The sequence below is a fragment of the Micromonospora rifamycinica genome, assembly GCF_900090265.1.
Lineage (GTDB): Bacteria > Actinomycetota > Actinomycetes > Mycobacteriales > Micromonosporaceae > Micromonospora > Micromonospora rifamycinica.
On record NZ_LT607752.1, the window covers coordinates 6713655 to 6737375 of the forward strand.

General features: G+C 73.0%; 21 protein-coding genes. 15 read left to right on the forward strand and 6 right to left on the reverse strand.

All coding sequences use genetic code 11. From position 1 onward, the window contains the following. The first annotated feature begins 120 nt into the window (after positions 1-120). The 7 genes from pgsA (at position 121) to GA0070623_RS28475 (ending at position 6119) form a co-directional block, all read left to right on the forward strand. Positions 121-741, forward strand: a complete 621-nt coding sequence (gene pgsA, locus GA0070623_RS28445) for a phosphatidylinositol phosphate synthase (protein ID WP_067315318.1) — start codon at positions 121-123, stop codon at positions 739-741. Beyond that, a complete protein-coding gene (locus GA0070623_RS28450; protein WP_067315321.1) occupies positions 738-1679 on the forward strand; it encodes a phosphatidylinositol mannoside acyltransferase in 942 nt (313 codons plus the stop codon). Before pgsA ends, GA0070623_RS28450 begins: the two co-directional genes overlap by 4 nt. Positions 1680-1694: 15 nt before the next feature. After that, positions 1695-2867: a glycosyltransferase family 4 protein gene (locus GA0070623_RS28455; protein WP_067315323.1), complete on the forward strand. Its 1173-nt coding sequence runs from the start codon at positions 1695-1697 to the stop codon at positions 2865-2867. An 8-nt stretch (positions 2868-2875) separates the two neighbouring features. After that, positions 2876-3379, forward strand: coding sequence for a hypothetical protein (locus GA0070623_RS28460; protein ID WP_067315328.1), 504 nt, complete (start codon positions 2876-2878; stop codon positions 3377-3379). 129 nt (positions 3380-3508) lie between these two features. Next, a complete protein-coding gene (gene pdxS, locus GA0070623_RS28465) occupies positions 3509-4426 on the forward strand; it encodes a pyridoxal 5'-phosphate synthase lyase subunit PdxS (RefSeq protein ID WP_067315326.1) in 918 nt (305 codons plus the stop codon). Between the two features lie 28 nt (positions 4427-4454). Beyond that, the gene (gene pdxT / locus GA0070623_RS28470; protein ID WP_067314572.1) at positions 4455-5060 is read left to right on the forward strand and encodes a pyridoxal 5'-phosphate synthase glutaminase subunit PdxT; all 606 of its coding nucleotides are present in this window, start codon (positions 4455-4457) and stop codon (positions 5058-5060) included. Positions 5061-5366: 306 nt separating this feature from the next. Beyond that, entirely contained in the window at positions 5367-6119 is a 753-nt protein-coding gene (locus GA0070623_RS28475; RefSeq protein ID WP_067314570.1) for a YebC/PmpR family DNA-binding transcriptional regulator, read from the forward strand. 108 nt (positions 6120-6227) lie between these two features. Here GA0070623_RS28475 and GA0070623_RS28480 read toward each other — a convergent pair whose 3' ends face one another. The 3 genes from GA0070623_RS28480 to GA0070623_RS28490 all read right to left on the reverse strand — a co-directional run bounded on the left by GA0070623_RS28480 (position 6228) and on the right by GA0070623_RS28490 (position 8233). Beyond that, complete coding sequence (locus tag GA0070623_RS28480; RefSeq protein WP_067314568.1) at positions 6228-7190, reverse strand: permease prefix domain 1-containing protein; 963 nt, start codon at positions 7188-7190, stop codon at positions 6228-6230. Further along, on the reverse strand, positions 7187-7528 hold the full coding sequence (locus tag GA0070623_RS28485; protein ID WP_067314566.1) for a PadR family transcriptional regulator: 342 nt from the start codon (positions 7526-7528) through the stop codon (positions 7187-7189). Before GA0070623_RS28485 ends, GA0070623_RS28480 begins: the two co-directional genes overlap by 4 nt. A gap of 117 nt (positions 7529-7645) precedes the next feature. Beyond that, positions 7646-8233 carry a hypothetical protein gene (locus tag GA0070623_RS28490; RefSeq protein ID WP_067314564.1) on the reverse strand — a complete coding sequence of 196 codons (588 nt, stop codon included), beginning with the start codon at positions 8231-8233 and terminating at the stop codon, positions 7646-7648. 144 nt (positions 8234-8377) lie between these two features. Between GA0070623_RS28490 and GA0070623_RS28495 the strand changes: the two genes are divergently transcribed. After that, positions 8378-9979 carry a serine/threonine-protein kinase gene (locus tag GA0070623_RS28495; protein ID WP_067314562.1) on the forward strand — a complete coding sequence of 534 codons (1602 nt, stop codon included), beginning with the start codon at positions 8378-8380 and terminating at the stop codon, positions 9977-9979. Here the strand turns inward: GA0070623_RS28495 and GA0070623_RS28500 are convergent. Both GA0070623_RS28500 and GA0070623_RS28505 read right to left on the reverse strand, forming a co-directional pair. Further along, on the reverse strand, positions 9976-10527 hold the full coding sequence (locus GA0070623_RS28500) for a hypothetical protein (RefSeq protein ID WP_067314559.1): 552 nt from the start codon (positions 10525-10527) through the stop codon (positions 9976-9978). The genes GA0070623_RS28495 and GA0070623_RS28500 overlap by 4 nt on opposite strands. A gap of 67 nt (positions 10528-10594) precedes the next feature. Further along, positions 10595-11134, reverse strand: coding sequence for an RNA polymerase sigma factor (locus GA0070623_RS28505; RefSeq protein WP_067314556.1), 540 nt, complete (start codon positions 11132-11134; stop codon positions 10595-10597). Positions 11135-11317: 183 nt separating this feature from the next. On the opposite strand from GA0070623_RS28505, the gene GA0070623_RS31500 reads away from it, so the two are divergent. The 4 genes from GA0070623_RS31500 to dnaE all read left to right on the forward strand — a co-directional run bounded on the left by GA0070623_RS31500 (position 11318) and on the right by dnaE (position 18928). Continuing rightward, positions 11318-12040, forward strand: a complete 723-nt coding sequence (locus tag GA0070623_RS31500; RefSeq protein WP_084261585.1) for an acyl-CoA-like ligand-binding transcription factor — start codon at positions 11318-11320, stop codon at positions 12038-12040. Beyond that, a complete protein-coding gene (locus GA0070623_RS28515; protein WP_067314554.1) occupies positions 12037-13620 on the forward strand; it encodes an MDR family MFS transporter in 1584 nt (527 codons plus the stop codon). The genes GA0070623_RS31500 and GA0070623_RS28515 overlap by 4 nt, the downstream gene beginning before the upstream one ends. 167 nt (positions 13621-13787) lie before the next feature. Continuing rightward, entirely contained in the window at positions 13788-15161 is a 1374-nt protein-coding gene (locus tag GA0070623_RS28520) for a M6 family metalloprotease domain-containing protein (RefSeq protein WP_157746999.1), read from the forward strand. A gap of 233 nt (positions 15162-15394) precedes the next feature. Further along, positions 15395-18928, forward strand: a complete 3534-nt coding sequence (gene dnaE, locus GA0070623_RS28525; protein WP_067307801.1) for a DNA polymerase III subunit alpha — start codon at positions 15395-15397, stop codon at positions 18926-18928. A 194-nt stretch (positions 18929-19122) separates the two neighbouring features. On the opposite strand, the gene GA0070623_RS28530 is transcribed toward dnaE, so the two are convergent. Then, positions 19123-19983, reverse strand: a complete 861-nt coding sequence (locus GA0070623_RS28530; protein ID WP_067307804.1) for an SPFH domain-containing protein — start codon at positions 19981-19983, stop codon at positions 19123-19125. A gap of 210 nt (positions 19984-20193) precedes the next feature. Between GA0070623_RS28530 and GA0070623_RS28535 the strand changes: the two genes are divergently transcribed. The 3 genes from GA0070623_RS28535 (at position 20194) to GA0070623_RS28545 (ending at position 23720) form a co-directional block, all read left to right on the forward strand. After that, positions 20194-21231, forward strand: coding sequence for an aminotransferase class V-fold PLP-dependent enzyme (locus tag GA0070623_RS28535; RefSeq protein WP_067307807.1), 1038 nt, complete (start codon positions 20194-20196; stop codon positions 21229-21231). 143 nt (positions 21232-21374) lie between these two features. Continuing rightward, positions 21375-21998: a transcriptional regulator gene (locus tag GA0070623_RS28540; RefSeq protein WP_231932581.1), complete on the forward strand. Its 624-nt coding sequence runs from the start codon at positions 21375-21377 to the stop codon at positions 21996-21998. Positions 21999-22154: 156 nt separating this feature from the next. Next, complete coding sequence (locus GA0070623_RS28545) at positions 22155-23720, forward strand: MFS transporter (RefSeq protein ID WP_067307810.1); 1566 nt, start codon at positions 22155-22157, stop codon at positions 23718-23720. Position 23721 lies beyond the last annotated feature (1 nt).

Genomic DNA, 23721 nt, shown 5'->3' on the forward strand with positions numbered 1-23721 from the left:
TGACCTGGCTCACTTTTCTCCGGATTTCTCCCCCTCGGACAACCCTGCACGAGCTCCGTCGGGCGGGTCGGACGACCGGCCGTACCGCCCGCCGCTGCCGGCCGTTATCGTGGGACCGCCATGGCGAAGATCTTCCAAGAGACGGCCCGCGCGGGGATGACCCGCGTCGTGGAGCCGGTCGCGCGCGGTCTGCTCCGCGCCGGTGTGTCCCCCAACGCGGTCACCGTGACCGGCACCGTCGGCGTGCTCGTCGGCGCGCTCGGCTTCGGCGCCCGCGGTCAGCTGGTCGCCGGTGCGCTGATCGTGACCTTCTTCGCGCTCACCGACATGCTCGACGGGACGATGGCCCGGATGAGCGGTGGCTCGACCAGGTTCGGCGCGTTCCTCGACTCGTCGATGGACCGGGTCGCCGACAGCGCGGTCTTCGGCGCGGTCGCCTACTGGCTGGCCACCGAGGGCAACCACTCCGGGGTGGCCGCCGCGCTGGTCTGCCTGGCCGCCGGCGGGTTGGTCTCCTATGTCAAGGCCCGCGCCGAGGGGCTGGGGATGAGCGGCAACGTGGGCGTCGCGGAGCGCACCGAACGGCTGTTGATCGTCGGCGTCGGGGGGCTGCTCACCGGCCTCGGCGTCGGGCCGGCGCTGGAGATCTCGCTCTGGCTGCTCGCCGCGGTGTCGATCTTCACGGTCGGGCAGCGGGTGGCCCACGTGTACCGGCAGGCGCACCTGGTCGGCCGGGAGTGAACCTCACCGAGCTCGGCTACGTCGCCGGCTGGCGGCTGGCCCGCGCGCTGCCCCGGCCCGTGGTCGCCGCGGCCTTCCGGGCGGGCGCGGACCGCGCCCACCGCGCCCGGGGCAAGGGTGCGACCCGGCTGCGGGCCAACCTGCGCCGGGTGGTCGGCCCCGAGATGCCCGAGGCGGAGCTGGACGCGCTGGTCAGGCGCGGCCTGCGCTCCTACGCCCGGTACTGGATGGAGGCCTTCCGGCTGCCCTCGCTGAGCCGGGAGCAGATCCTCGCCAGCTTCCACCTGGGCGGATCGGAGCTGCTCGGCGCCGACGTGGCGGCCGGGCGGGGTGCGGTGGTGGCGTTGCCGCACGCCGGCAACTGGGACGCCGCCGGAGCCTGGGTGGCCGCCACCGGGTGGCCGATCACCACGGTGGCCGAGCGGCTCCAGCAGGAGGGCGTCTACCAGCGGTTCCTGGCCTTCCGGCGGTCCCTGGGCATGGAGATCCTGCCCACCCACGGCGGTACCCGGCCCGCCTTCGACGTGCTGGTGGACCGGCTGGGGGCGGGCGCGGTGGTGCCGCTGCTGGCCGACCGGGACCTGTCGGCCCGGGGCATCGAGGTGGACTTCTTCGGCGGCCGGACCCGGATGCCGGCCGGGCCGGCGCTGCTGGCCATCCGTACCGGCGCCCCGCTCTACGTTGCCTCGCTGTGGTACGAACCGGAGATGGCGCGTGCGCAGTTGGAGGGCCCGCTGCCGGTGCCCGATCCGGACAGCGCGCCGTTGGACGAGCGGGTCCGGGTGCTGACCCAGCGGATTGCCGACTGTCTGGCGGCGGGCATCGCCCGTCATCCGCAAGACTGGCACATGTTGCAGCGGATGTGGCTGGACCAGCGGGGCTCCACCGACGGCGGATCCGCCGCACCGCCGCCCCCGGCCAGCGCCGGTTCGGTCTGAGGGAGGGGGGCGCCAGTGCGGATCGGCATCGTGTGCCCGTACTCCTTCGACGTCCCGGGCGGGGTGCAGAACCACGTGATGGACCTGGCCGAGGCGCTGATCGGGCTCGGTCACGAGGTGAGCGTGCTGGCCCCCGCCGACGAGGAGTCCACGCTGCCGCCGTACGTGGTCGCCGCCGGCCGGGCGGTGCCGCTGCCGTACAACGGCTCGGTGGCCCGGATCGCGTTGTTCGGGCCGGTCTCCACCACCCGGGTCCGGCGCTGGATCGCCCGGGGCGACTTCGACGTGCTGCACGTGCACGAGCCGCTGATCCCGAGCCTGTCGATGATGGCGGTGCTCGCCGCCCGGGGGCCGGTGGTGGCCACCTTCCACACGGCCATCACCCGGTCCCGGGTGATGGCCGCCGCCCAGGGGATGCTCCAGATCCCGCTGGAACGGATCACCGCCCGGATCGCGGTCAGCGCGCTGGCCCGCAAGGTGCAGGTCGAGCACCTGGACGGCGGGGCGGTGGAGATCCCCAACGGGGTGGCGGTGGCGAAGTTCGCCGGGGTGCCGCCGCTGCCCGGCTGGCCGGGGGAGTGCGCCCCGGGCCGTGGCGGGACGCTGGGCTTCCTGGGCCGGTTCACCGAGGCCCGCAAGGGTTTCCCGATCCTGCGGGACGCGTTCGTCGCGCTGGCCCCGCAGCGGCCCGGGTTGCGGCTGCTGGTGGCCGGGCCGGGCGACCCGGACGACCTCTACGGGCAGTTCCCGGCCGGGCTGCGCGACCGGGTGACGTTCCTCGGCATGGTCTCCGAGGTCGACAAGGCCCGGATGCTGCGCAGCGTCGATCTCTACGTCGCCCCGAACACCGGCGGCGAGTCGTTCGGCATGATCCTCACCGAGGCGCTGGCGGCCGGGGCCGCCGTGGTCGCCAGCGACCTGGACGCGTTCCGCCGGGTGCTCGACGGCGGGCGGGCCGGCCGGCTCTTCCCGACCGGCGACCCGGTCGGCCTGCGGGCCGCCCTGGTGGAGCTGCTCGACGATCCGGCCCAGCGGGCCGCGCTGTCCGCCTGCGGCGGGCAGGTGGTGGCGCTCTACGACTGGCCGGTGGTGGCCCGCCGGGTGGTCGAGGTCTACGCCGCGGCCATCGAGGCCACCGACGGCCGGGTGATCGACCAGGAACGGGCGGGGCTGGGTGGTCCGGAGTGACCACGACGATGCCGCACCTGTGGGCGGTGCTGGTCGCCGTGGTCGTGGCCGGGCTGACCGGGGTCTACCTGGCCTGGACGGCCGGCCGGGTCGAGCGGTTGCAGACCCGGGCGGCCGCCGCGGCCCGGGCGCTCGACGCCCACCTGCTGCGCCGGGCCGCCGCCGCCGCGGTGCTGGCCGAGAAGCGGTACGGCGTCGAGTTGTACGCGGCGGCGCGGATCGCCCTGGACGCGGTCCCCGAGGAGCGGGAGGCGGCCGAGAACGACCTCACCCGGCAACTGCGGGCGGTCCGGCTCGACCCGGCCGATCCCGCCTGCGGGGCGGTGATCGCGGCGAGCCGGCGGCTGGCCCTGTCCCGGCAGGTGCACACCGATCTGGTCCGGGACGCCCGCGCCGCGCGGAGCCGGCCCCTGGTGCGGGTGTGCCGGATGGGTCGCCACCACCCCTGGCCACGCTACTTCGACATCGACGATCCCACCCTGGCCCTGCCCGCGGACGTGCCGGCGGGCTGAGCCGGGCCGCGGGGTGACCGGAGCCACAGGGCAGTCCACCGTGGGGCCGATTGGCTGTCGGAGCGGCGTCCGCACCGGCATAGCATCAGCCGCAGTCGACCCCCGAGCACGTCCGAGGAGTGATGGACCATGCCCGAAACGCCCTCCCCGAACGCCGACACCACCCACGTCTGGGGTACCGCCCGCGTGAAGCGGGGCATGGCCGAGATGCTCAAGGGTGGTGTGATCATGGATGTGGTCACCGCCGAGCAGGCCAGGATCGCCGAGGACGCCGGTGCGGTCGCCGTCATGGCGCTGGAGCGGGTGCCGGCCGACATCCGCGCCCAGGGCGGGGTCTCCCGGATGAGTGACCCGGACATGATCGACGGGATCATCGCGGCCGTCTCCATCCCGGTGATGGCCAAGGCCCGGATCGGTCACTTCGTGGAGGCGCAGGTCCTCCAGTCGCTCGGCGTCGACTACGTCGACGAGTCCGAGGTGCTGACCCCGGCCGACTACGCCAACCACATCGACAAGTGGGCGTTCACCGTCCCCTTCGTGTGCGGGGCGACCAACCTGGGCGAGGCGCTGCGCCGGATCACCGAGGGCGCCGCCATGATCCGGTCCAAGGGCGAGGCGGGCACCGGGGACGTCTCCAACGCCACCATGCACATGCGGAGGATCCGGCAGGAGATCGCCCGGCTCAGCTCCCTGCCGGCCGACGAGCTGTTCGTCGCGGCCAAGGAGTTGCAGGCCCCGTACGAGCTGGTCCGGGAGGTCGCCGAGACGGGCAAGCTGCCGGTGGTGCTGTTCACCGCCGGTGGCATCGCCACCCCGGCCGACGCCGCGATGATGATGCAGCTCGGCGCGGAGGGGGTGTTCGTCGGCTCCGGCATCTTCAAGTCCGGCAACCCGGCCCAGCGGGCCGCCGCGATCGTCAAGGCGACCACCTTCCACGACGACCCGGACGTGCTGGCCAAGGTGTCCCGGGGGTTGGGTGAGGCGATGGTCGGCATCAACGTCGACGAGATCCCCCAGCCGCACCGGCTGGCCGAGCGCGGCTGGTGATCCGTTGGTCGGGGCGGGGGGAGGGGCCGTGCGCGGACCGGTGATCGGGGTGCTCGCCCTGCAGGGGGACGTCCGGGAGCACCTCGCCGCCCTGGCCGGGGCCGGCGCCGACGCCCGTCCGGTGCGTCGGCCGACCGAGCTGGACGCGGTCGACGGGCTGGTCGTCCCCGGTGGGGAGTCCACCACCATGAGCAGGTTGGTGGACGTCTTCGGGCTGCGCGATCCGATCGACAAGCGGATCGCCGACGGGATGCCGGTCTACGGGTCCTGCGCCGGGATGATCATGTTGGCCGCCGAGGTGCTGGACGGCCGTCCCGACCAGCGGGGCTTCGCCGGTATCACGATGACCGTGCGGCGCAACGCGTTCGGCCGGCAGGTCGACTCGTTCGAGGCCCCGGTGGGGATCACCGGGATCGACGGCGGGCCGTTCCACGCCGTCTTCATCCGGGCACCCTGGGTCGAGCGCGTCGGGGCGGACGTCGAGGTGCTGGGCCGGGTCACCGGCGGCCCGGCCGTCGACCGGATCGTCGCCGTCCGCCAGGGCAACCTGCTGGCCACCTCGTTCCATCCGGAGCTGACCGGTGACCTACGGCTGCACCGCTACTTCGCCGACCTGGTCGGGGCCGCCCGCTGAGCCGTCGGTCCCCCCGCCCTGATGCCGGGGCCGCCTCTTGTCGCGCCACCCGGGTGGCGCGACAAGAGGCGGATCCCGGTCCGGTGGGTGCCGGTTCGGCCGCTGGAACGGGCGAATGGTGACGATTCGCCGGACAGGTCGGTGCGTCCGACGTGCCGGGTGTGACGGTGGGTTCGGTGCTCTCGGTAGGATTGCCGCGGTTCGGCGCGGGCACCGCCCGTCGCGGCCCTCCAGTGCGGCCGGTCCCGGCCTGGAGCCGGCGCGGCCAGTCGACGCGAGGCGTGAGTCAACAGACGGAGGTACGAGATGTCCGGCCACTCAAAGTGGGCGACCACCAAGCACAAGAAGGCCGTCATCGACGCCAAGCGCGGCAAGATGTTCGCCAAGCTGATCAAGAATGTCGAGGTCGCGGCGCGGACCGGTGGCGGTGACCCGGCGGGCAACCCGACCCTCTTCGACGCCATCCAGAAGGCCAAGAAGAGCTCGGTCCCGAACGACAACATCGACCGGGCGGTCAAGCGCGGCTCCGGCCTGGAGGCCGGCGGCGCCGACTGGCAGACCATCATGTACGAGGGGTACGGCCCGAACGGCGTGGCGATGCTGATCGAGTGCCTGACCGACAACCGGAACCGGGCCGCCACCGAGGTGCGGACCGCGTTGACCCGCAACGGCGGCTCGCTCGCCGACGCCGGCTCGGTGTCGTACATGTTCTCCCGCAAGGGCGTGGTGATCGTGCCGAAGGCCGACACCACCGAAGACGACGTGATGATGGCGGTCCTCGACGCCGGGGCCGAGGAGGTCAACGACCTCGGTGAGGCGTACGAGGTGGTCTCCGAGCCGGCCGACCTGATCGGTGTCCGCACCGCCCTGCAGGAGGCCGGGATCGAGTACGAGTCGGCCGAGTCCTCCCTGATCCCCAGCGTCAACGTGCCGCTCGACGAGGACGGCGCCCGCAAGGTCTTCAAGCTGATCGACGTGCTGGAGGACTGCGACGACGTGCAGAACGTCTACGCGAACTTCGACGTCTCGGACGAGGTGATGTCGGCGGTCGACGCCTGACGGCCGCGCCGGCACGGCGGTTCCCGCCGGGCGACGTGGGTCGTCCGGCGGGAGGCCCCGCGGGGTGTCCCGGCCCGGCGCCCCCGGTCCGCCGGACGGGACCGGGGTTCAGCCGCCGGTCCGGGTGGCGGACCGGCGGGCCTTCAGCACACTGTCCACCAGGTCCCACAGGGTGACCGCCGCGACGACCACGACCGTGACCCGGCCGGCGACGCCCAGGCCGTCGCCGTCGCGCAGCCAGCCGAACCGGTCGACCAGGTCCGGGTTGAGCAGCCGGTCGGTGAGCACCAGCCAGATCAGCGGCACGGTGAAGGCCAGGTCGAGCAGGGCGTTGACCACGACGAGCGGCCAGGTCCACCGCCCGGTGCGGTACTTGACCACCTCCAGCACCAGCCCGGCGAGCAGGACGGCGGCCAGCACCGGCAGCCAGGACGTCCACAGCGCGGGGTCGAGCAGCGGGATGCGGTCGCCGTCGGTGTCCCGGACCCAGGACCGGAAGTGCTGCCAGGGCAGGAAGGCCAGGGTGAGCAGGACCGTCACCACCGAGGCGCAGGTGTCGGGGAGGCGGATGTCCCGCTCCGCCGGCATCTCCGGCAGCTGGTCGACGTGCCATCCGGGCAGCGGGAGCGAGGTGTTGGTGCGTTCCAGGATCGCGAAGCTCAGGGTGACCCAGAAGGCGATCTGCACCGCCGTCTGGAAGGCCGCGGCGATGCCCGATCCGATCGCCCCGCCCGGGTTGTCGGCGACGGTGGCCTGGACCACCCCGACGAGCACGCCGACGGTGCCCGGGATGGTGGTCAGCAGCCGGCGCAGTACCTGCTGCCAGAGCAGGTAGTGGGCGGGGCCGATGAGCTGGAGCCGGCGGTCGGCGTACCGGGCGGCGAGGCGTTCCGGATGGCCCAGCTCGGTGAGCACCTCGCGCTCGGCGGTGGTGCCGTCCTGCCCGCCGCCGACCCGGTCGTCGATCATGTCCTCGATGGCGGTGCGCAGCTCGGTGGCGATCTCCTCCCGCCGGGGTGCCGGCACCGCCCGCAGGGTGGCCGCGAGGTAGCGGTCGGTCAGCGTGTTCATCGGTCGGCTCCTTCGATCAGCCCGGTCACGGAGGTCTGTACGGCGGCGAGGTCGTCGAGCAGGCGGGCCAGCACGGTCTCCCCGTCGGCACTGGTGCGGTAGAACTTGCGCGGCCGGCTCTCCTCGGTGTTCCACTCGCTGGTCAGCAGCCCCTGTTCCTCCAGCCGTCGGAGCAGGGGATAGAGGGTGTTGGCGTCGACCGGGAAGCCGTGGCCGGTGAGTTGTTGCAGCAGCGCGTAGCCGTAGCCGGGCCGGCGTAGCGCGACCAGGCTGGCCACCACCACCGTGCCGCGACGAAGTTCCTGGAGATGGGTCCGGAGGACCTCCTCGCTAACCATGCTTCACACCATAGTGTGTGGCACACACTAATGTCGAGCGGCATAGCAATGTGGTCAGTGGCACCATGCGAAACCGGGGCGTCGGGAGACCCCGACGCCCCGGTCCCCGGGGACCGCTCAGCAGGAGGGGCCCTGCCGGAAGGCCCGCTCGACGTGATCCGCCAGCCCGGCCTGGAAGTAGCCGACACCGGGCCGGATCGGGTGCCCGGTGAACAGCTCGACCCGGTCGCCGTACCGCACCAGGTACGCCGTGGCGTCCCCGGCGTCGTTGTGGATCAGGGCGCCCCGGGGGCCGTAGATCTCCTCCAGCTCGGCGAAGGTCATGCCCACCGACGCGCCGGCCGGTGAACGTGGCGGAGCGGTGGCGGTGCCCACCTCGACGAGCCGTCCGTCCCGGAAGGTGACCAGGATGACCCCGGCCCACTCACCGGTGACGCCGGCATCGACCGTGCCGTCGCACCCGACGACCGTCCAGTCGACCAGTCCGGCCGAGGTGAGCCGGGTCAACGAGGCCCCGATCCGGAACGGCCCCGCGCCCCGGACGCTGAGCAGGTCGGTGCCGAGGGCCGGGCGACCCGGCCGGAGATCCACGGTGGAGCCGGACCGGACGCCGGGGTCGGCCCGGTGGGCGGCGGCCGGGCCGGCCGGCGCGACGATGACGAGGGCCAGCACGCTGGCCAGCAGGATGGCGGGGAGACGAGGCATGACGCAACTCCTTCGGTGGTACGGGTCTGTCGTCCTGTTGGTCTCCGCCCGGCCGGGATCCGTTCGTCGGCTTTCCGACCGGTCCCGGCCCCGGTGGCCCACCCGACCCGTCGCCGCCGGTTACCGTGCGGTGTGGGCGGGACGATGAGCACTCCGCCGTGGATCGGCTCCTACCGGATCGAGCGGCTGCTCGGCGCGGGCTCCTTCGCGACCGTCTGGCTGGGCCACGACCCGGCCCTCGACTCCCGGGTGGCGATCAAGGTGCTGGCCGAGAACTGGAGCCACGACCTGCGGGTACGGGAACGCTTCCGGGACGAGGCCCGGCTGCTGCGGCGACTCGACCATCCCCGGCTGGTCCGGGTGCACGCGGTCGGCGAACTGCCCGACGGTCGACCGTACGCGGTGCTGGCCCTCGCCGACGGTGGCAGCCTGCGGGACCGGCTGGCGGCCGGACCGCTGCCGGTGCCGGTGGCCCTGGCGTTGCTGGACGAGATCGCCGCCGGGGTCGCCGTCCTGCACCGGCAGCAGGTGGTGCACCGCGACCTCACCCCGGGCAACGTGCTCTTCACCTCGACCGTCGAGGGTGAGCGGGTGGTCATCGCCGACCTGGGGCTGGCCAAGGCGCTCGCCGCCGCGTCCGGGCTGACCGCCCGGGCCGGCACCCCCGGCTACATGGCTCCCGAACAGGACGACCCGCTGGCCATGGTGGACACCCGCAGCGACGTGTTCGGGCTGGGCCGGCTCGGCCTGCGGCTGCTCGGCGGCCCCGACCAGCGGCTGCCCGCGACGGGGGTGCCCGGCCCGGTGGCGGCGGTGCTGCGGCGGGCCACCGCGCGGCGGCCCGCCGACCGCTATCCCGACGCGGACGCCTTTCGGGCCGCGCTGCGCTGGGCCAGCCGACCGTCCGGCGACCCGCCCCGGCCGGAGGACGGCCCGCCGGGGACGCCGCATCCCGCCGACGAAACCCCCCGCACCGGCCGGGTCGAACCTGCCGAACGGGTCGAACCTGCCGGGCCGGCCGTACCTCCAGAGCGGGCCGAAGCTGCCGAGCGGGCCGAAGCTGCCGAGCGGGCCGAACCTGCCGAGCGGACCGAACCCGCCGAACGGGCCGAGGCTGGCGAGTGGGCCGGGCGGGCGGATCCCAGCGGCCGGGCGGACCGGGTGGCGGGGTCGCCGCGACCACGGCGCGGGCCGGGCCGCTGGCTCGGTCTGGTCGGGGCCGGGGCGCTGACCGTTGTCGTGTTGGGCGGCACGGGAGGCGACGCGGCCCTTCCGGCGACCGACGGTGGTCGGGGCCGCAGCGGACCGGTGAGCGTCGCCCTGCCGGCGGGCTGGCGGGCGGTCGGGACGGGCTGGGCCGGCCGCTACGACGAGCGGGGACGACTCGAACCGGCGCTGGTCGTCTCGCCCGACCCGGGCCGGTGGGCGGCCGACCCGACGGTGCCCGGGGCCTTCGTCGGGCTCTCCGCCAGCCTGGGCCGGCGGACCACCCCGGCGGAGTTCGTCGCCCAACGCCCGCACGCCGACTGCGTGGCCGTGCCCGAGCGCCGGACCCGACAGTCCGGGGTGGACTGGGTGGTGGCCGGCTACGCCTGCCCGGTGGGCCGCCCGGTGCTGGTCGAGGCGGCCGCCCGCGCCGGCCCCGCCGGACTGCTCTATGTGCAGGTCGTCCCGCCTCCGGGCGGTGGACCGGAATTCGTCGACACGCTGCTGGCCGGGGTGCGGGTGACCGCCACGGCCGGCTAGACCACCACCACCGTGACCGGATACGGCGTGCCGTCCTGCGGGATGGTCACCCGTACCGTGCCGGGCTGGACGAACCGGATGTCCACCACCCCGGCCTCGTAGTGGTGGGAGACCAGGTCCTCCCGGTCCACCGTGACCTCGCCGGGGCCGATGCCCTGGATCCGGAGCACGCCGCCGACGCTCAGGCAGAGCGACCTGAGCAACGCCAGTTCGGTGTCGGCGAGCACCAGGTCGTAGCGGACCGGACCGAGACAGGCGCTGGGCCGGGGGCTCGTCGACGGTGGGCGGGTGCCGCCCGGGGGCCGGGCGGGTGTGGTCGGCGGCGGTGCCGGGGGCCGGGACGGCAGCGCGCCCACGGTGGTCGCGGCCGGGCCGGTCGTGGGCGGCGCGGCCGGGGTGGTCGCCGGCGGCGAGGCCGTCGCCGGGGCGACCGTCGGGTCCGGTGGCCGCACCGGCAGCGGGGCCACCGGGGTCGGCCCACACGCCGTCACCGGGACGAGCGCCAGCAGGACCGCCAGCCGCCGGCCCGGGCGGGGTTGCTCAGCCACCGGTCTGCCTCTCCGGCCCGGGCGGGGTTGCTCAGCCACCGGCCTGCCTCTCCGGTCGGAGCCGGGCTCAGTCACCGGTCAGCCGTTCCCGGACCTGCCGGCGGGCCAGGTGGACCCGGGACTTCACGGTGCCCTCCGGTACGTCGAGCAGGGTGGCGATCTCCCGGTAGGAGAGGCCGAGCAGGTCGCGCAGGGTCAGCGCCTCGGCGGCCTCGGGGCGGACCGCGTCCAGCGCGTCGAGCAGGTCGAGCCGGGTGCCGGCGACCACGCTGGTCCGCTGCGGGTCGGGCGGGTCGGGCAGCGGCACCCCGCCGGCCTCGAGCTGCCAGCGTCGCCGCAGCGCCCGGTAGGTGGAGCGGGCCCGGTTCGCGGTGATTCGGTAGAGCCAGGTGTGGAACGACGACCTGCCCTCGAAGCGTCCGATGCCCCGGGCCACCGCGAGCAGGGCGTCCTGGCAGGCCTCCTCGGCGTCCTCCCGGTGCGGCAGCAGCCGGCCGCAGAGCCGCAGCACCTCGGGGCGTACCGCGGTCAGGAGCGCGTCGAGCGCGCCCGGCTCGCCCCGGGCGGCGGCGCGGGCCAGGCTGTCGATGTCGTCCGTGCGGAGCATGCCGGCCCCCGACCGCCGTGGTGTGTGCCGTCGAGGCTATGCCACCGGGGCGAGCGCCACCGGCGTCGAGTCGGCCAACCGACCGTGATCCACCGGTGTGTGCGGCCGGGCGTCCGGCGGCCGAGTCTCATGTCACACTGTGCAAGTTTGCAGGCGCTGCATCTTTGTTCCTAGGCTCCGACCGTGACCAGTGCCGAGGGGGCCGGACGGCGGATCCGCAAGAAGCGACAGACCCGTGCCGCGTTGGCCGCCGCCGCGCTGCGCCTGGTCGCCGAGCGGGGGCTCGACCAGGTCACCGTCGAGGAGATCGGCGCGGCGGTGGACGTCTCCCCGCGGACCTTCTTCAACTACTTCGCCACCAAGGACGACGCCCTGGTCGGCGACACCGAGGGGGACCGGGAACGGGTGCTGCGGGCACTGGCCGACGTCCCCGTGGCGGTCCCGGCGCTGTCGGCGATCCGGCTGGCCCTGGCCGGGGTCGTCGACGACGTGGAGGGCGACGCCGCGTCCTGGCTGCTGCGGATGCAGGTGGTGATGCGGTACCCGGTGCTGCTGGCCCGGCTGGTCTCCGGCAACGCGGCGACCGAGCAGGCCATGGTCGACGCGCTCGCGGCGCGTACCGGTCACCTGCCGGACGACGGCTACCCGGCCCTCGTGGTGGCGGTCACCGGTGCCGCGCTGCGGACCGCGATGGTCCGCTGGGCCACCGGCGGCGGATCCCGCCCCCTCGCCGAACTGCTCGACGAGGCGTTCGCCGCCGTCGCCGCCGGGCTGCCCGACCCCCGCGCCGGCGGGGCCACCGACCGGCCCACCACCGACCGGCCCCCTACTGATCGGCCCACCACTGACCGGCCCGGCGCGACCGCGCCGGGCGGTCCGCACACTCCTGTGAGGAAACGCCCATGACCGCACCTGCCGAGTCGATCGATCCACCCGGGGCGGCTCCCGGCCGGATGTCCCACCGGGAGGTCCTCCAGGCTCTCTCCGGCCTGATGGTCGGCATGTTCGTGGCGATCCTCGCCTCGACGGTGGTGGCGAACGCGCTGCCGCGCATCATCGCCGAACTCAACGGCAGCCAGACCGTCTACACCTGGATCGTCACCACCGAGCTGCTGGCGATGACCGCCACCGTGCCGCTGTGGGGCAAGATGGCCGACCTCTACAGCAAGAAGCTGCTGATCCAGCTCTCGCTCGGGCTGTTCGTGCTCGGCTCGCTGATCGCCGGGCTCTCCCGCACCGTGGAGGTCCTGCTGGTCAGCCGGGTCGTGCAGGGCGTCGGCGCCGGGGGGATGACCGCCCTGGCGCTGATCGTGATGGCGGCCATGATCCCGCCCCGCGAGCTGGGCCGGTATGCCGGTGTCTTCGGCGCGGTGTTCGGCGTCGGCACCATCGCCGGCCCGCTGATCGGCGGCGTCCTGGTCGACACCTCCTGGCTGGGCTGGCGCTGGTGCTTCCTGATCGGCGTGCCGTTCAGCCTCATCTCGATCGTCCTGCTGCAACGCACCCTGCACCTGCCGGTGGTCCGCCGCAAGGCGCGCATCGACTGGTGGGGCGCACTCCTGATCACTGCGGGCGTCTCGACCCTGCTGGTCTGGTCCTCGCTGGCTGGGCACCGGTTCGCCTGGGCGTCGGGCTGGACCGCGCTGATGGTGGTCGGCGGGCTGGTGCTGCTGGCGCTGGCGGTCTGGGTCGAGTCCAAGGTCCCCGAGCCGATCATCCCGTTGCGGATCTTCCGCAGCCGCACCGTCACGCTGACCACGGTCGCCAGCGTGCTGGTCGGGGTGGCCCTCTTCGGCGGCACGGTCTTCCTGTCGCAGTACTTCCAGACCTCGCTGGGCAAGTCGCCGACCGTCGCCGGCCTGATGAGCCTGCCGATGATCCTCGGCCTGCTGGTCTCCTCCACCGTCGCCGGCCAGCTCATCACCCGGTACGGCAGGTGGAAGGCCTACCTGGTGGCCGGGGCGGCCGTGATGACGGTGGGCATGCTGCTGCTGAGCACCATCGACGCGGACACCGGCGTACCGCTGCTCTCGCTCTACATGGCGGTGCTCGGCACCGGCGTGGGCATGCTCATGCAGAACCTGGTCCTCGCCGCGCAGAACGACGTGCCCGCGCACGAGCTGGGCGCGGCCACCTCGGTGCTGACGTTCTTCCGCAGCATGGGCGGCGCGATCGGGGTCAGCGCCCTCGGCGCGGTGCTGGCCAACCGGGTCACCGGCCTGCTGACCGAGCGGCTCGGCCCGGCCGCGGGCGCCACCGGCGGCGGCACCACCGAGGTGCCCGATCTCGCCGCGCTGCCCGCCCCGGTGCTGGCGGTCGTGCGGGACGCGTACGCCACGGCCACCGCGGAGCTGTTCCTCGTCGGTGCGCCGATCGCCTTCCTCGCCCTGGTCGCGGTCCTCTTCGTCAGGGAGAAGCCGTTGCACGAGACCAGCGGCGACGAACGGGCCGCGCAGGAGTCGGCGGCCCTGACCGCGGTGCACTGAAGCCGGTGCGACGGTCGCGGGCGGAGTGGGAGGCTACGTAGTTTCTACCGATGTGAGCCTGGTGGGCACCTTGGCAGGATCGGTCCTGTTCGGGCGCGAGGAATCCTCGTCGATGGGTGACGGACGTGTCCGGAGACGGCTCGACAGGCTCGCAGAGGAGGACGTGGATGTCACTGAGTGCCCGGGTCAGGACGGCTCTCGCGGTGGTGATGGCCGGTACGCTGGTCGCCCCGGCGCTGCCGGCGACGGCCGCACCGGCCGCGCCACCGGCCGCACCGGCCGCGCCACCGGCCGCACCGGCCGCGCCACCGGCCGCACCGGCCGCGCCACCGGCCGCACCGGCCGCGCCACCGGCCGAGGGGCCGCCGGCAGCGGGGCCGGCAGCGGCGGCGGGGCCGGCCCGGTCGACACTGGTCAGCCCCTGCCAGTTGCCCACCCCGGCGACCGGGTGGCAGCACGAGGGGCCGACCAACTACGCCACCTGGCTGCCGCCGAGCGGCACCGTCCGGGGCATCGTGCTGTTCGTGGACTTCACCAACGCGGCCCCGGTCGCCGGGGAGCTGGCCGGCCGGACCAGCATGTTCGGCGCTGCCCCGAGCTTCTTCACGCAGGCCTCGTACGGCGCGCTGAACCTCCAGTTGACCTTCGACACCGCGTGGCGGCACATCCTGCAGCCCCACGGCAACTTCGCCGGCTACAAGTCGAGCTTCACCACCCAGCGGTCGTACGTGGCCGCCGCGGTGGCCGCCGCGAACGCCGCGATCGACTTCAGCTCCTACCAGATCGTCTACGTGGTGCCGCCGAAGTCCGCGTCGACCTTCGACATCTCGCCGACCTGGGTCGCGGCCCCCGGTGGCGGGGTGACCGCCGACGGGGTCGAACTGCGCCACGCCGTCACCTTCGGTCAGGACGTCGACTACTGGGGCTACAAGATCCTCAACCACGAGACCGGGCACCTCTTCGGGCTGCCGGACCTCTACTCGTACAACAACGCCGACAGCATCCACCGGGCGGTGGGCGGCTGGGACCTGATGGGCCTGATCTCCGCCAAGGCTCCCGACCTGTTCGCCTGGCACAAGTGGAAGGCGGGCTGGCTCACCGACTCCCAGATCGACTGCCGGACCACGACGGGGAGCGCCTCGACGGTCCTGACCCCCCTGGGTACGGCCGGTGGCACCAAGGCGGTGGTCGTCCACACCGGCGGGAACACCGCCGTGGTGGTGGAGAACCGGCAGCTCAGTACGCTCGACGTGGCGTCGGGCTGCTTCCAGGCCGGAGTGCTGGTCTACCGGGTGACCACCGCGGTGTTCAGCGGCGGCGCCTGGCCCGGCGGGAACGTTCCCCCCATCGGCGGACCCTTCCCGGTCGAGGTGGTCGACCGCACCCCCGGCTCGGCCGTCACCACGTGCAGCGCGGACGAGAAGGAACTGGTCAACGCCACCCTCACCACGATCGGCCACACTGTCACCTACGGCGGGGTGACCGTGCAGCTGACCGCCACCCCCGGGGACAACCGTGAGGTCTCCGTCACCGTCGTCTGATCGCGTCGGTGGATGTCGCAGGGGTGCCCCCGTCCGGCCGGACGGGGGCACCCCCGTCCGCGTCGGCGGTGGGCTCGCGGGGCCGCACGGTGACTGTCGGTGTACGGCGGGCGGGGCCGTACGAGCTCCGCGTGGAGGTGTCCGCGCGGCGGGTGCGGTGGCTCCGCCGGGCGGCGCTATCGTGGACCGGCCTGATCTCGTGACCCATGATCCGATCCGGGGGGACGCCACGCATGGGCGATTCGTTCGCGCATCTGCACGTGCACACCGAGTACTCGATGCTCGACGGGGCGGCCCGGCTGAAGGACCTCTTCGCCGAGGCCAACCGGTTGGGGATGCCGGCGGTGGCGATCACCGACCACGGCAACATGCACGGCGCGAACGACTTCTACAAGCAGGCCATGGCGGCCGGCGTCACCCCGATCCTCGGCGTCGAGGCGTACGTCGCGCCGGAGTCGCGCTACCACAAGGCGCGGGTGAAGTGGGGCCGGCCGGAGCAGAACAGCGACGACATCTCGGGTAACGGCGCGATCACCCACAAGACCATGTGGGCGCGCAACGCGCAGGGCCTGAAGAACCTGTTCACCCTCAACTCGCGCGCGTCCATGGAGGGGCACTACGTCAAGTGGCCCCGGATGGACATGGAGCTGATCGCCGAGCACGCCGAGGGCATCATGGCCACCACCGGCTGCCCGTCCGGCGCGGTGCAGACCCGGCTGCGGCTGGGCCAGTTCGACGAGGCGCTCAAGGTCGCCGCCGCCTACCAGGACATCTTCGGCAAGGAGAACTACTTCCTGGAGATCATGGACCACGGGCTCTCCATCGAGCAGCGGGTCCGTGAGGATCTGATCACCATCGCCCGCAAGCTGGACATCCCGCCGGTGGTCACCAACGACTCGCACTACACCCACGAGGCGCAGGCCGAGGCGCACGACGTGCTGCTCTGCGTGCAGACCGGCAGCAACGTCGCGGACCCGAACCGGTTCCGGTTCGAGGGCGGCGGCTACTTCGTCAAGTCCGCCGACCAGATGCGGGCGGTCGACTCCTCGGAGTTCTGGCAGCAGGGCTGCCGCAACACCCTGCTGGTGGCCGAGAAGGTCGACCCGAGCGGGATGTTCGAGTTCCACAACCTGATGCCGCGGTTCCCGGTGCCGGAGGGGGAGACCGAGGAGTCCTGGTTCCGCAAGGAGACCTTCAAGGGGCTGGCCCGCCGCTACCCGGGGGGCATCCCCGAGGGCCACGTGGTGCAGGCCGAGTACGAGCTGGGCGTCATCAACCAGATGGGCTTCCCGTCGTACTTCCTGGTGGTGGCCGACTTCATCCAGTGGGCCAAGAGCCAGGGCATCGCGGTCGGCCCGGGGCGTGGCTCGGCGGCCGGCTCGCTGGTCGCGTACGCGCTGGGCATCACCGACCTGGACCCGATCCCGCACGGCCTGATCTTCGAGCGGTTCCTCAACCCGGAGCGGGTCTCGATGCCGGACGTCGACATCGACTTCGACGAGCGTCGGCGCGGTGAAGTGATCAAGTACGTCACCGACAAGTGGGGCGAGGACAAGGTCGCCCAGATCGCGACCTTCGGCACGATCAAGGCGAAGGCAGCGATCAAGGACTCGGCCCGGGTCCTCGGCTTCCCGTACGCGGTCGGCGACCGGATCACCAAGGCGATGCCCCCGGCGGTGATGGGCAAGGACATCCCGCTCACCGGCATCTTCGACCCGAAGCACCCCCGGTACGCCGAGGCCGGCGAGATCCGCGGCCTCTACGAGACCGACCCGGACGTCCGCAAGGTGATCGACACCGCCCGGGGCATCGAGGGGCTGATCCGGCAGACCGGGGTGCACGCCGCCGGGGTGATCATGTCGGCCGAGCCGATCATCGAGCACATCCCGCTGACCCGCCGGGACGCCGACGGGGCGATCATCACCCAGTTCGACTACCCGACCTGCGAGTCGCTCGGGCTGTTGAAGATGGACTTCCTCGGCCTGCGCAACCTGACGATCATCGACGACGCGGTCAAGAACATCCAGCTCAACCACGGCCGGGAACTCGACCTGCTGGCCCTGCCGCTGGACGACAAGCCCGCCTACGAGCTGCTCGCCCGGGGCGACACGCTCGGCGTGTTCCAGCTCGACGGCGGGCCGATGCGCTCGCTGTTGCGGCTGATGAAGCCGGACAACTTCGAGGACATCTCGGCCGTGCTGGCGCTCTACCGGCCCGGCCCGATGGGCGTCGACTCGCACACCAACTACGCGCTGCGCAAGAACGGCCTGCAGGAGATCACCCCGATCCACCCGGAGCTGGAGGAGCCGCTGCGGGAGATCCTCGCCCCGACCCACGGCCTGATCGTCTACCAGGAGCAGGTGCAGCGCGCCGCGCAGATCCTCGCCGGCTACACCCTCGGCCAGGCCGACCTGCTGCGCCGGGCGATGGGCAAGAAGAAGAAGGAGATCCTCGACAAGGAGTTCATCCCGTTCCGGGACGGCTGCCGCGAGCGCGGCTACTCCGACGAGGCCATCCAGGCCGTGTGGGACGTCCTGGTGCCGTTCGCCGGGTACGCCTTCAACAAGGCGCACTCCGCGGCGTACGGCCTGGTGTCGTACTGGACGGCGTACCTCAAGGCGCACTACCCGGCCGAGTACATGGCGGCGCTGCTCACCTCCGTCGGCGACGACAAGGACAAGATGGCGCTCTACCTGTCGGAGTGCCGCCGGATGCGGATCCAGGTGCTGCCGCCGGACGTGAACACCTCCGCCGGCCCGTTCACCCCGGTCGGCAAGGACATCCGGTTCGGTCTGGCCGCGGTGCGCAACGTCGGGGCGAACGTGGTCGCCGCGATCATGCGGTGCCGCGACGAGAAGGGCGAGTACGCCGACTTCTACGACTTCCTCTCCAAGGTCGACGCGGTGGTCTGCAACAAGAAGACCATCGAATCCCTGATCAAGGCGGGTGCCTTCGACTCCCTCGACCACACCCGCAAGGGGCTGCTGGCCGTGCACGCCGACGCCATCGACGCCTTCGCCGACGTCAAGCGCAAGGAGGCCGTCGGCCAGTACGACCTGTTCGGGGCGGGTTTCGGTGACGCCGACACCGGGGGCAGCACCACCGTGATGCCGACCATCGGCGACGCCGAGTGGGACAAGCGGGACAAGCTCGCCTTCGAACGCGAGATGCTCGGCCTCTACGTCTCCGACCACCCGCTGTTCGGCCTGGAGCACGTGCTCGGCGCGGCGGCCGACACCACCATCGCCGCGCTGTCGGAGGAGGGCACCGTGCCCGACGGCGCGGTGGTCACCCTGGCCGGCATCCTCTCCGGTGTGCAGCGCCGGGTCACCAAGCAGGGCCGGGCCTGGGCCTCGGCGGCGCTGGAGGACCTGGCCGGCGGGGTGGAGACGCTGTTCTTCCCGAACACCTACGAGGTGATCGGCCAGTACATCGCCGAGGACGCGATCGTGGTGGTCAAGGGCCGGGTGGACCGGCGTGACGACACCCCCCGGATCATGGCGATGGACATGTCCATGCCGGACGTCACCAGCACCCCCGGCAGCAAGCCGGTGACGCTGACCATCCCGGTGCACCGCTGCACCCCGCCGCTGGTGGAACGGCTCAAGGAGACCCTGGTGCTGCACCCGGGCGACACCGAGGTGCACGTCAAGCTGCTCAACGGCGGCAAGGTGACCACCCTGCGGCTCGGCCCGTTCCGGGTGGCCGCCACCACCGCGCTGATGGGCGACCTGAAGAGCGTCCTCGGCCCGGCCAACGTGAGCTGACCCGCCCGCCCGCCCGCCCGCCCGCCCGTCCGCCCGTCCGCCCGTCCGCCCGCCGGCCGGCTGACGTCGGTGGGCTGCAAGATCGTGCTCGATCCTTGTTGTAGTGGCTTCCCCCGGTGTGGATGCCACCACAACAAGGATCGAGCGGCCAGCGCGTCAGCAGCACGGCGATCGTCGCACCGGTCGGGCGGTCGTCACTTGCCGCCGGTGACGATGCCCGGGTTGATGCACAGGCCGGGGGTGCTGCCGTTCTTCTCCGCGATCTCCAGGCAGCGCGACACCTTGTCGACCTTGGCGTTGGTCTCGGTGATCTGCCGCTGGATGTCGGCGTTGCGGCGGTCCTGTTCGAGGTTGCGGGTCTGCGCGAGCTTGTCCTGGAAGGCCTTGATGTTGCCCTCGGTCTTGTCGTCGTGGTTGACCCGGGTGATGGTGACGGACAGGATGTCGACGTCGCCGGAGAGCCGTCCCTCGGCGTTGCCCCGGATGCCCTCGGCGAACGGCTTGAGGTCGACGTTGAGGTTGCCCGTCCGGGCGTCGATCTTCTCCAGCGGGTTGTACGCGGCGAAGGCGTCGTTGACCGCGCTGTCGAGCTGCACCCCCACCCGCTGACCCCGGAAGCTCTCGAAGTCACCCTTGTAGTCCATGAACTGCTTCGGTGCGTTCTCCGGCTTGACCTGCCACTCGACCAGCACCTCCACGCAGGCGTCGGCGAGCGTGCCGGTGCGGACCCGGACGCACTGGTCGCCGCCGATGTGGTCGTACTTCTGCCGGCCGGCGTCCCACTCGCCGACCTTCTGCCAGGGGGCGACCCACTTCAGCCCGGAGCCGGTGACCTCACCGGTCGGCTTGTTGAAGCTGGTGACGATCCCGACCGAGCGGATCGGCACCGAGTGCGCGCTCGCCCCGACGGTGAAGAGCAGCGCGCCGGCCAGGCAGCCGAGCGCGACCAGCACGCCGACGCGCTTGACGCCCGGGTGGCGGGCGACGAGGGCCACGGTGCCGGCGACCGCCAGCCCGATGGCGAGGATGACGGCGAACGTGAAGCCGACCGGCACGGGGCATCACCCTTCCGGGGTGGTCATGATGTGGATCATCAACCTAGGTGGGGCTGTCAAGGCCGGTCCCACCGGGTGGCCGGTGGCGCGGGCGGTGCGGCTCCGGCGGGGCCACCACCGGCAGAGGCGGGGGACCACCGGTGGCGGCGAGGGCCACCACCGGTGGATTGGCGCTGAGCGGGGGGAGGGGCCGTCACTAGCCTCGACGACATGGAGCTGGAAGAGGCACGCAAGCTGTGGCAGCCGGAGCCCGGCTGGTTGAACACCGCCAGCTACGGGCTGCCGCCCGAGCCGGTCTGGACGGCGGTGCAGGACGCGATGGCCGACTGGCGGGTGGGGCGTACCTCCTGGGAGGGGTGGGGGGAGGCGACCCAGCGGTCCCGGGAGGCGTTCGCCGGGCTGGTCGGCGTGCCGGCGGCGGACGTCACCGTCGGCAGCACCGTGTCGCAGCTGCTGGCGCCGATCGCCGCGGCCCTGCCGGCCGGGGCCACCGTGGTCGTCCCGGAGGTCGAGTTCACCTCCAACCTCTTCCCCTGGCTGGTGCAGCAGGACCGGGGGGTGCGGGTACGGACGGTGCCGCTGGACGGGCTGTGCGACGCCATCGACGCCGGGACCGACCTGGTGGCGTTCAGCCTGGTGCAGTCCGCCGACGGGGCGGTCGCGCCGTACGCCGAGATCGTGGCCGCGGCCCGGGCGCACGGTGCGTGGGTGGTGGTGGACGCCACCCAGGCGTGCGGGTGGCTGCCGTTCGACGCGTCACTGGCCGACGCGGTCGCGGTCGGGACGTACAAGTGGCTGATGGCGCCGCGCGGCTCGGCGCTGGCCTACCTGGCGCCGGAGCTGCGGCAGCGGCTGCGTCCGGACGCCGCCGGCTGGTACGCGGGCAAGGAGCCGCACGACACCTACTACGGTCCGCCCCTGCGGCTGGCCGACGACGCCCGCCGGTTCGACATCTCCCCGGCCTGGTTCAGCTGGGTGGGCACCGCGCCGGCCCTGGAGCTGGTGGCCGATCTCGGCCCGGCGGTGATCGGGGCGTACGACGTGGCGCTGGCGAACCGGTTCCTGGCCGGGCTGGGGCGGCCGCCGGGCCGCAGCGCGATCGTCGCGGTGGAGGTGCCCGACGCGCGGCAGCGGTTGGCGCGGGCCGGGGTGCGGGCGGCGGTCCGGGCCGGGCAGGTGCGGGTGGCGTTCCACCTCTACACCACCGAGGCGGACGTGGACCGTGCGGTGGCGGCGCTCACCGGCTGAGCCGCCCGCGGTGGCGGCGTCCACCGGCTAGCCGTCGGCGCCCACCGGCTAGCCGCCGGCGACAAATCCATCGGTCGGCGCATCCGAACGGCGTCGTCCGGGCGAACCCCTGGTAATGGTGAGCTACCCGGGGGGTGCGTCTGGTGTTGTCGGATCCGATGCCGGTCGAGGCCGTGGAGACGGCCCGTAAACGGCTCTCGGCGGCCGCCGAGGACCTCGACGCGAACCTGGTCGCCGCGCTGGTGCTGGAGTCCGCCGCCACCGCCGGGGTGGCGGCGGTCTGGCAGGAGCTCTGCGTGCCGTTGCTGGCCGGGCTGCGGGGGCGGGACGCCGCCGAGATCGCCGTGGAGCACGCCCTGTCCGAGGGCATCCGGATCGGGCTGGACGTGCACCGGCGCGACCCCGACCGGCGGTTGCGCACCGACGGCGTGCTGCTCGCCGGGGCCGAGCACGAGATGCACTGTCTGGGGCTGCACGCGGTGGCCGCCGCGCTGCGCGAGCAGGGTCGGGGCTGCGTGCACCTCGGGCCGGCCCTGCCCTGGGTGGCGCTGGGCTCCGCGGTGCTGCGGGCCCGGCCCCGGGTGGTGGTGGTCTGGTCGCAGACGCCGGTCACCGGCCGCGCGTACCGGCTGGTCCGCTTCGGCCGGGACTTCCCCGGGGTACGCGTGTACGGCGCCGGCCCGGGTTGGATCGAGCCCTTCCCGCCCCCGTCGATCCGGCTGACCAGCTTCTCCGCCGCCCTGACCGCGTGCGGTGCGCCGGCCTGACCGCGGAGCGGCAGCGCGGACCCGCCGGTGACCCGTACCACATTCGATACGAACCGGTACCGTATCGAAACATGACCCTCGTAAGGTGAGCACCGTTACGAGTCTGCCCCGTTCCGTATTGCCCGGGACGGGTGAACCGGGGGGAGCACCGGACCCATGCAACCGTACGAGAACACCGGACACCCGAGACGATGGGCGATCCTCGGCGTGCTGGTGATCAGCCTGCTCGTCGTCGTCCTCGACAACACCATCCTCAACGTCGCCCTGCGCACCCTGGCCGACCCGGTGCACGGCCTCGGGGCCAGCCAGGGCGAACTGGAATGGGCGATCAACTCCTACACCCTGGTCTTCGCCGGCCTGCTGTTCACCTTCGGGGTGCTCGGCGACCGGGTGGGCCGCCGCCGGTTCCTGCTCGTCGGTCTGGTGCTGTTCGGCCTGTCGTCGCTGCTGTCCGCGTACGCCGACAGCCCCGGCCAGCTCATCGCGGCCCGGGCGCTGATGGGCGTCGGCGGCGCGGCGATCATGCCGGTGACCCTGTCGATCATCTCCAACGTCTTCGACCCCCGGGAACGGGGTCGCGCCATCGGCGTCTGGGCCGGCGCGGTCGGCCTGGCGGTGGCGGTCGGCCCGATCCTCGGTGGCGTGCTGCTGGAGCACTTCTGGTGGGGCTCGGTATTCCTGATCAATGTGCCGGTGGTGGCGGTCGGCGTGGTGCTGGTGACCCTGCTGGTGCCCGAGTCGCGTGACCCCCGGCCGGGCCGGATCGACGTGCTCGGCGTGCTGCTGTCGGTCGTCGGGCTGATCGCGCTGACCTACGGCATCATCGACGGCGGTGAGCACGGCTTCGGTCGGCCGACGGTGTGGGCCGCGGTCGTCGGCGGGGTGGCGGTGCTCGCCTGGTTCGTCGTCCACGAACGGCGCAGCGACCACCCGTCGCTGGACGTCCGGCTGTTCCGGGTGCCCCGGTTCGCCGCCCCGGTGGCGATCGTCGGCCTGGTGTTCTTCGCCGCCATGGGCGTGATGTTCTTCAGCTCCTTCTACATGCAGCTGGTGCGGGGCTACAGCCCGCTGGAGACCGGCCTGTGCTTCCTGCCGTTCGCCGCCGCCCAGCTGGTCTTCGCGCCGCGCAGCGCCACGATGGTGCGCCGCTACGGTGGCCGGTCGGTCGCCGCGGTCGGCCTGGTGCTGACCGCCGTGGCGCTGGCCGCGTTCGCCTTCATCGACGCCGACACGCCGCTGTGGGTGGTGCTGGTGTCCTTCTTCCTCCAGGGTGTCGGGATGGCCAACATCATGCCGCCGGCCACCGAGTCGATCATGTCGGCGCTGCCGCGGGAGAAGGCCGGCGTCGGGTCGGCGGTGAGCAACACCATCCGGCAGATCGCCGGGGCGCTGGGCGTGGCCGTGCTCGGTTCGGTGCTCTCCGCGGTCTACCGGCAGGACATCGCCCCGGCCGTCGACGGCCTGCCCGGCCCGGCCCGGGACGCGGCCACCGAGTCGGTCTCCGGGGCGTACGCGGCGGCGGCGCAGCTCGGCCCGGCGGCGCCCCGGCTGATCACCGCGGCCAACGACGCCTTCATCTCCGCGATGCACTGGGCGGCGACGATCTCCACGGTGGTTGCCGCCCTCGGCATCATCATCGTGCTGCGCTGGATGCCGGGGCGGCCCGCCACCGCCACCACCGTGACGCCGGTCCAGGAGCGGGAACTGGCCGGGACCACCTAGG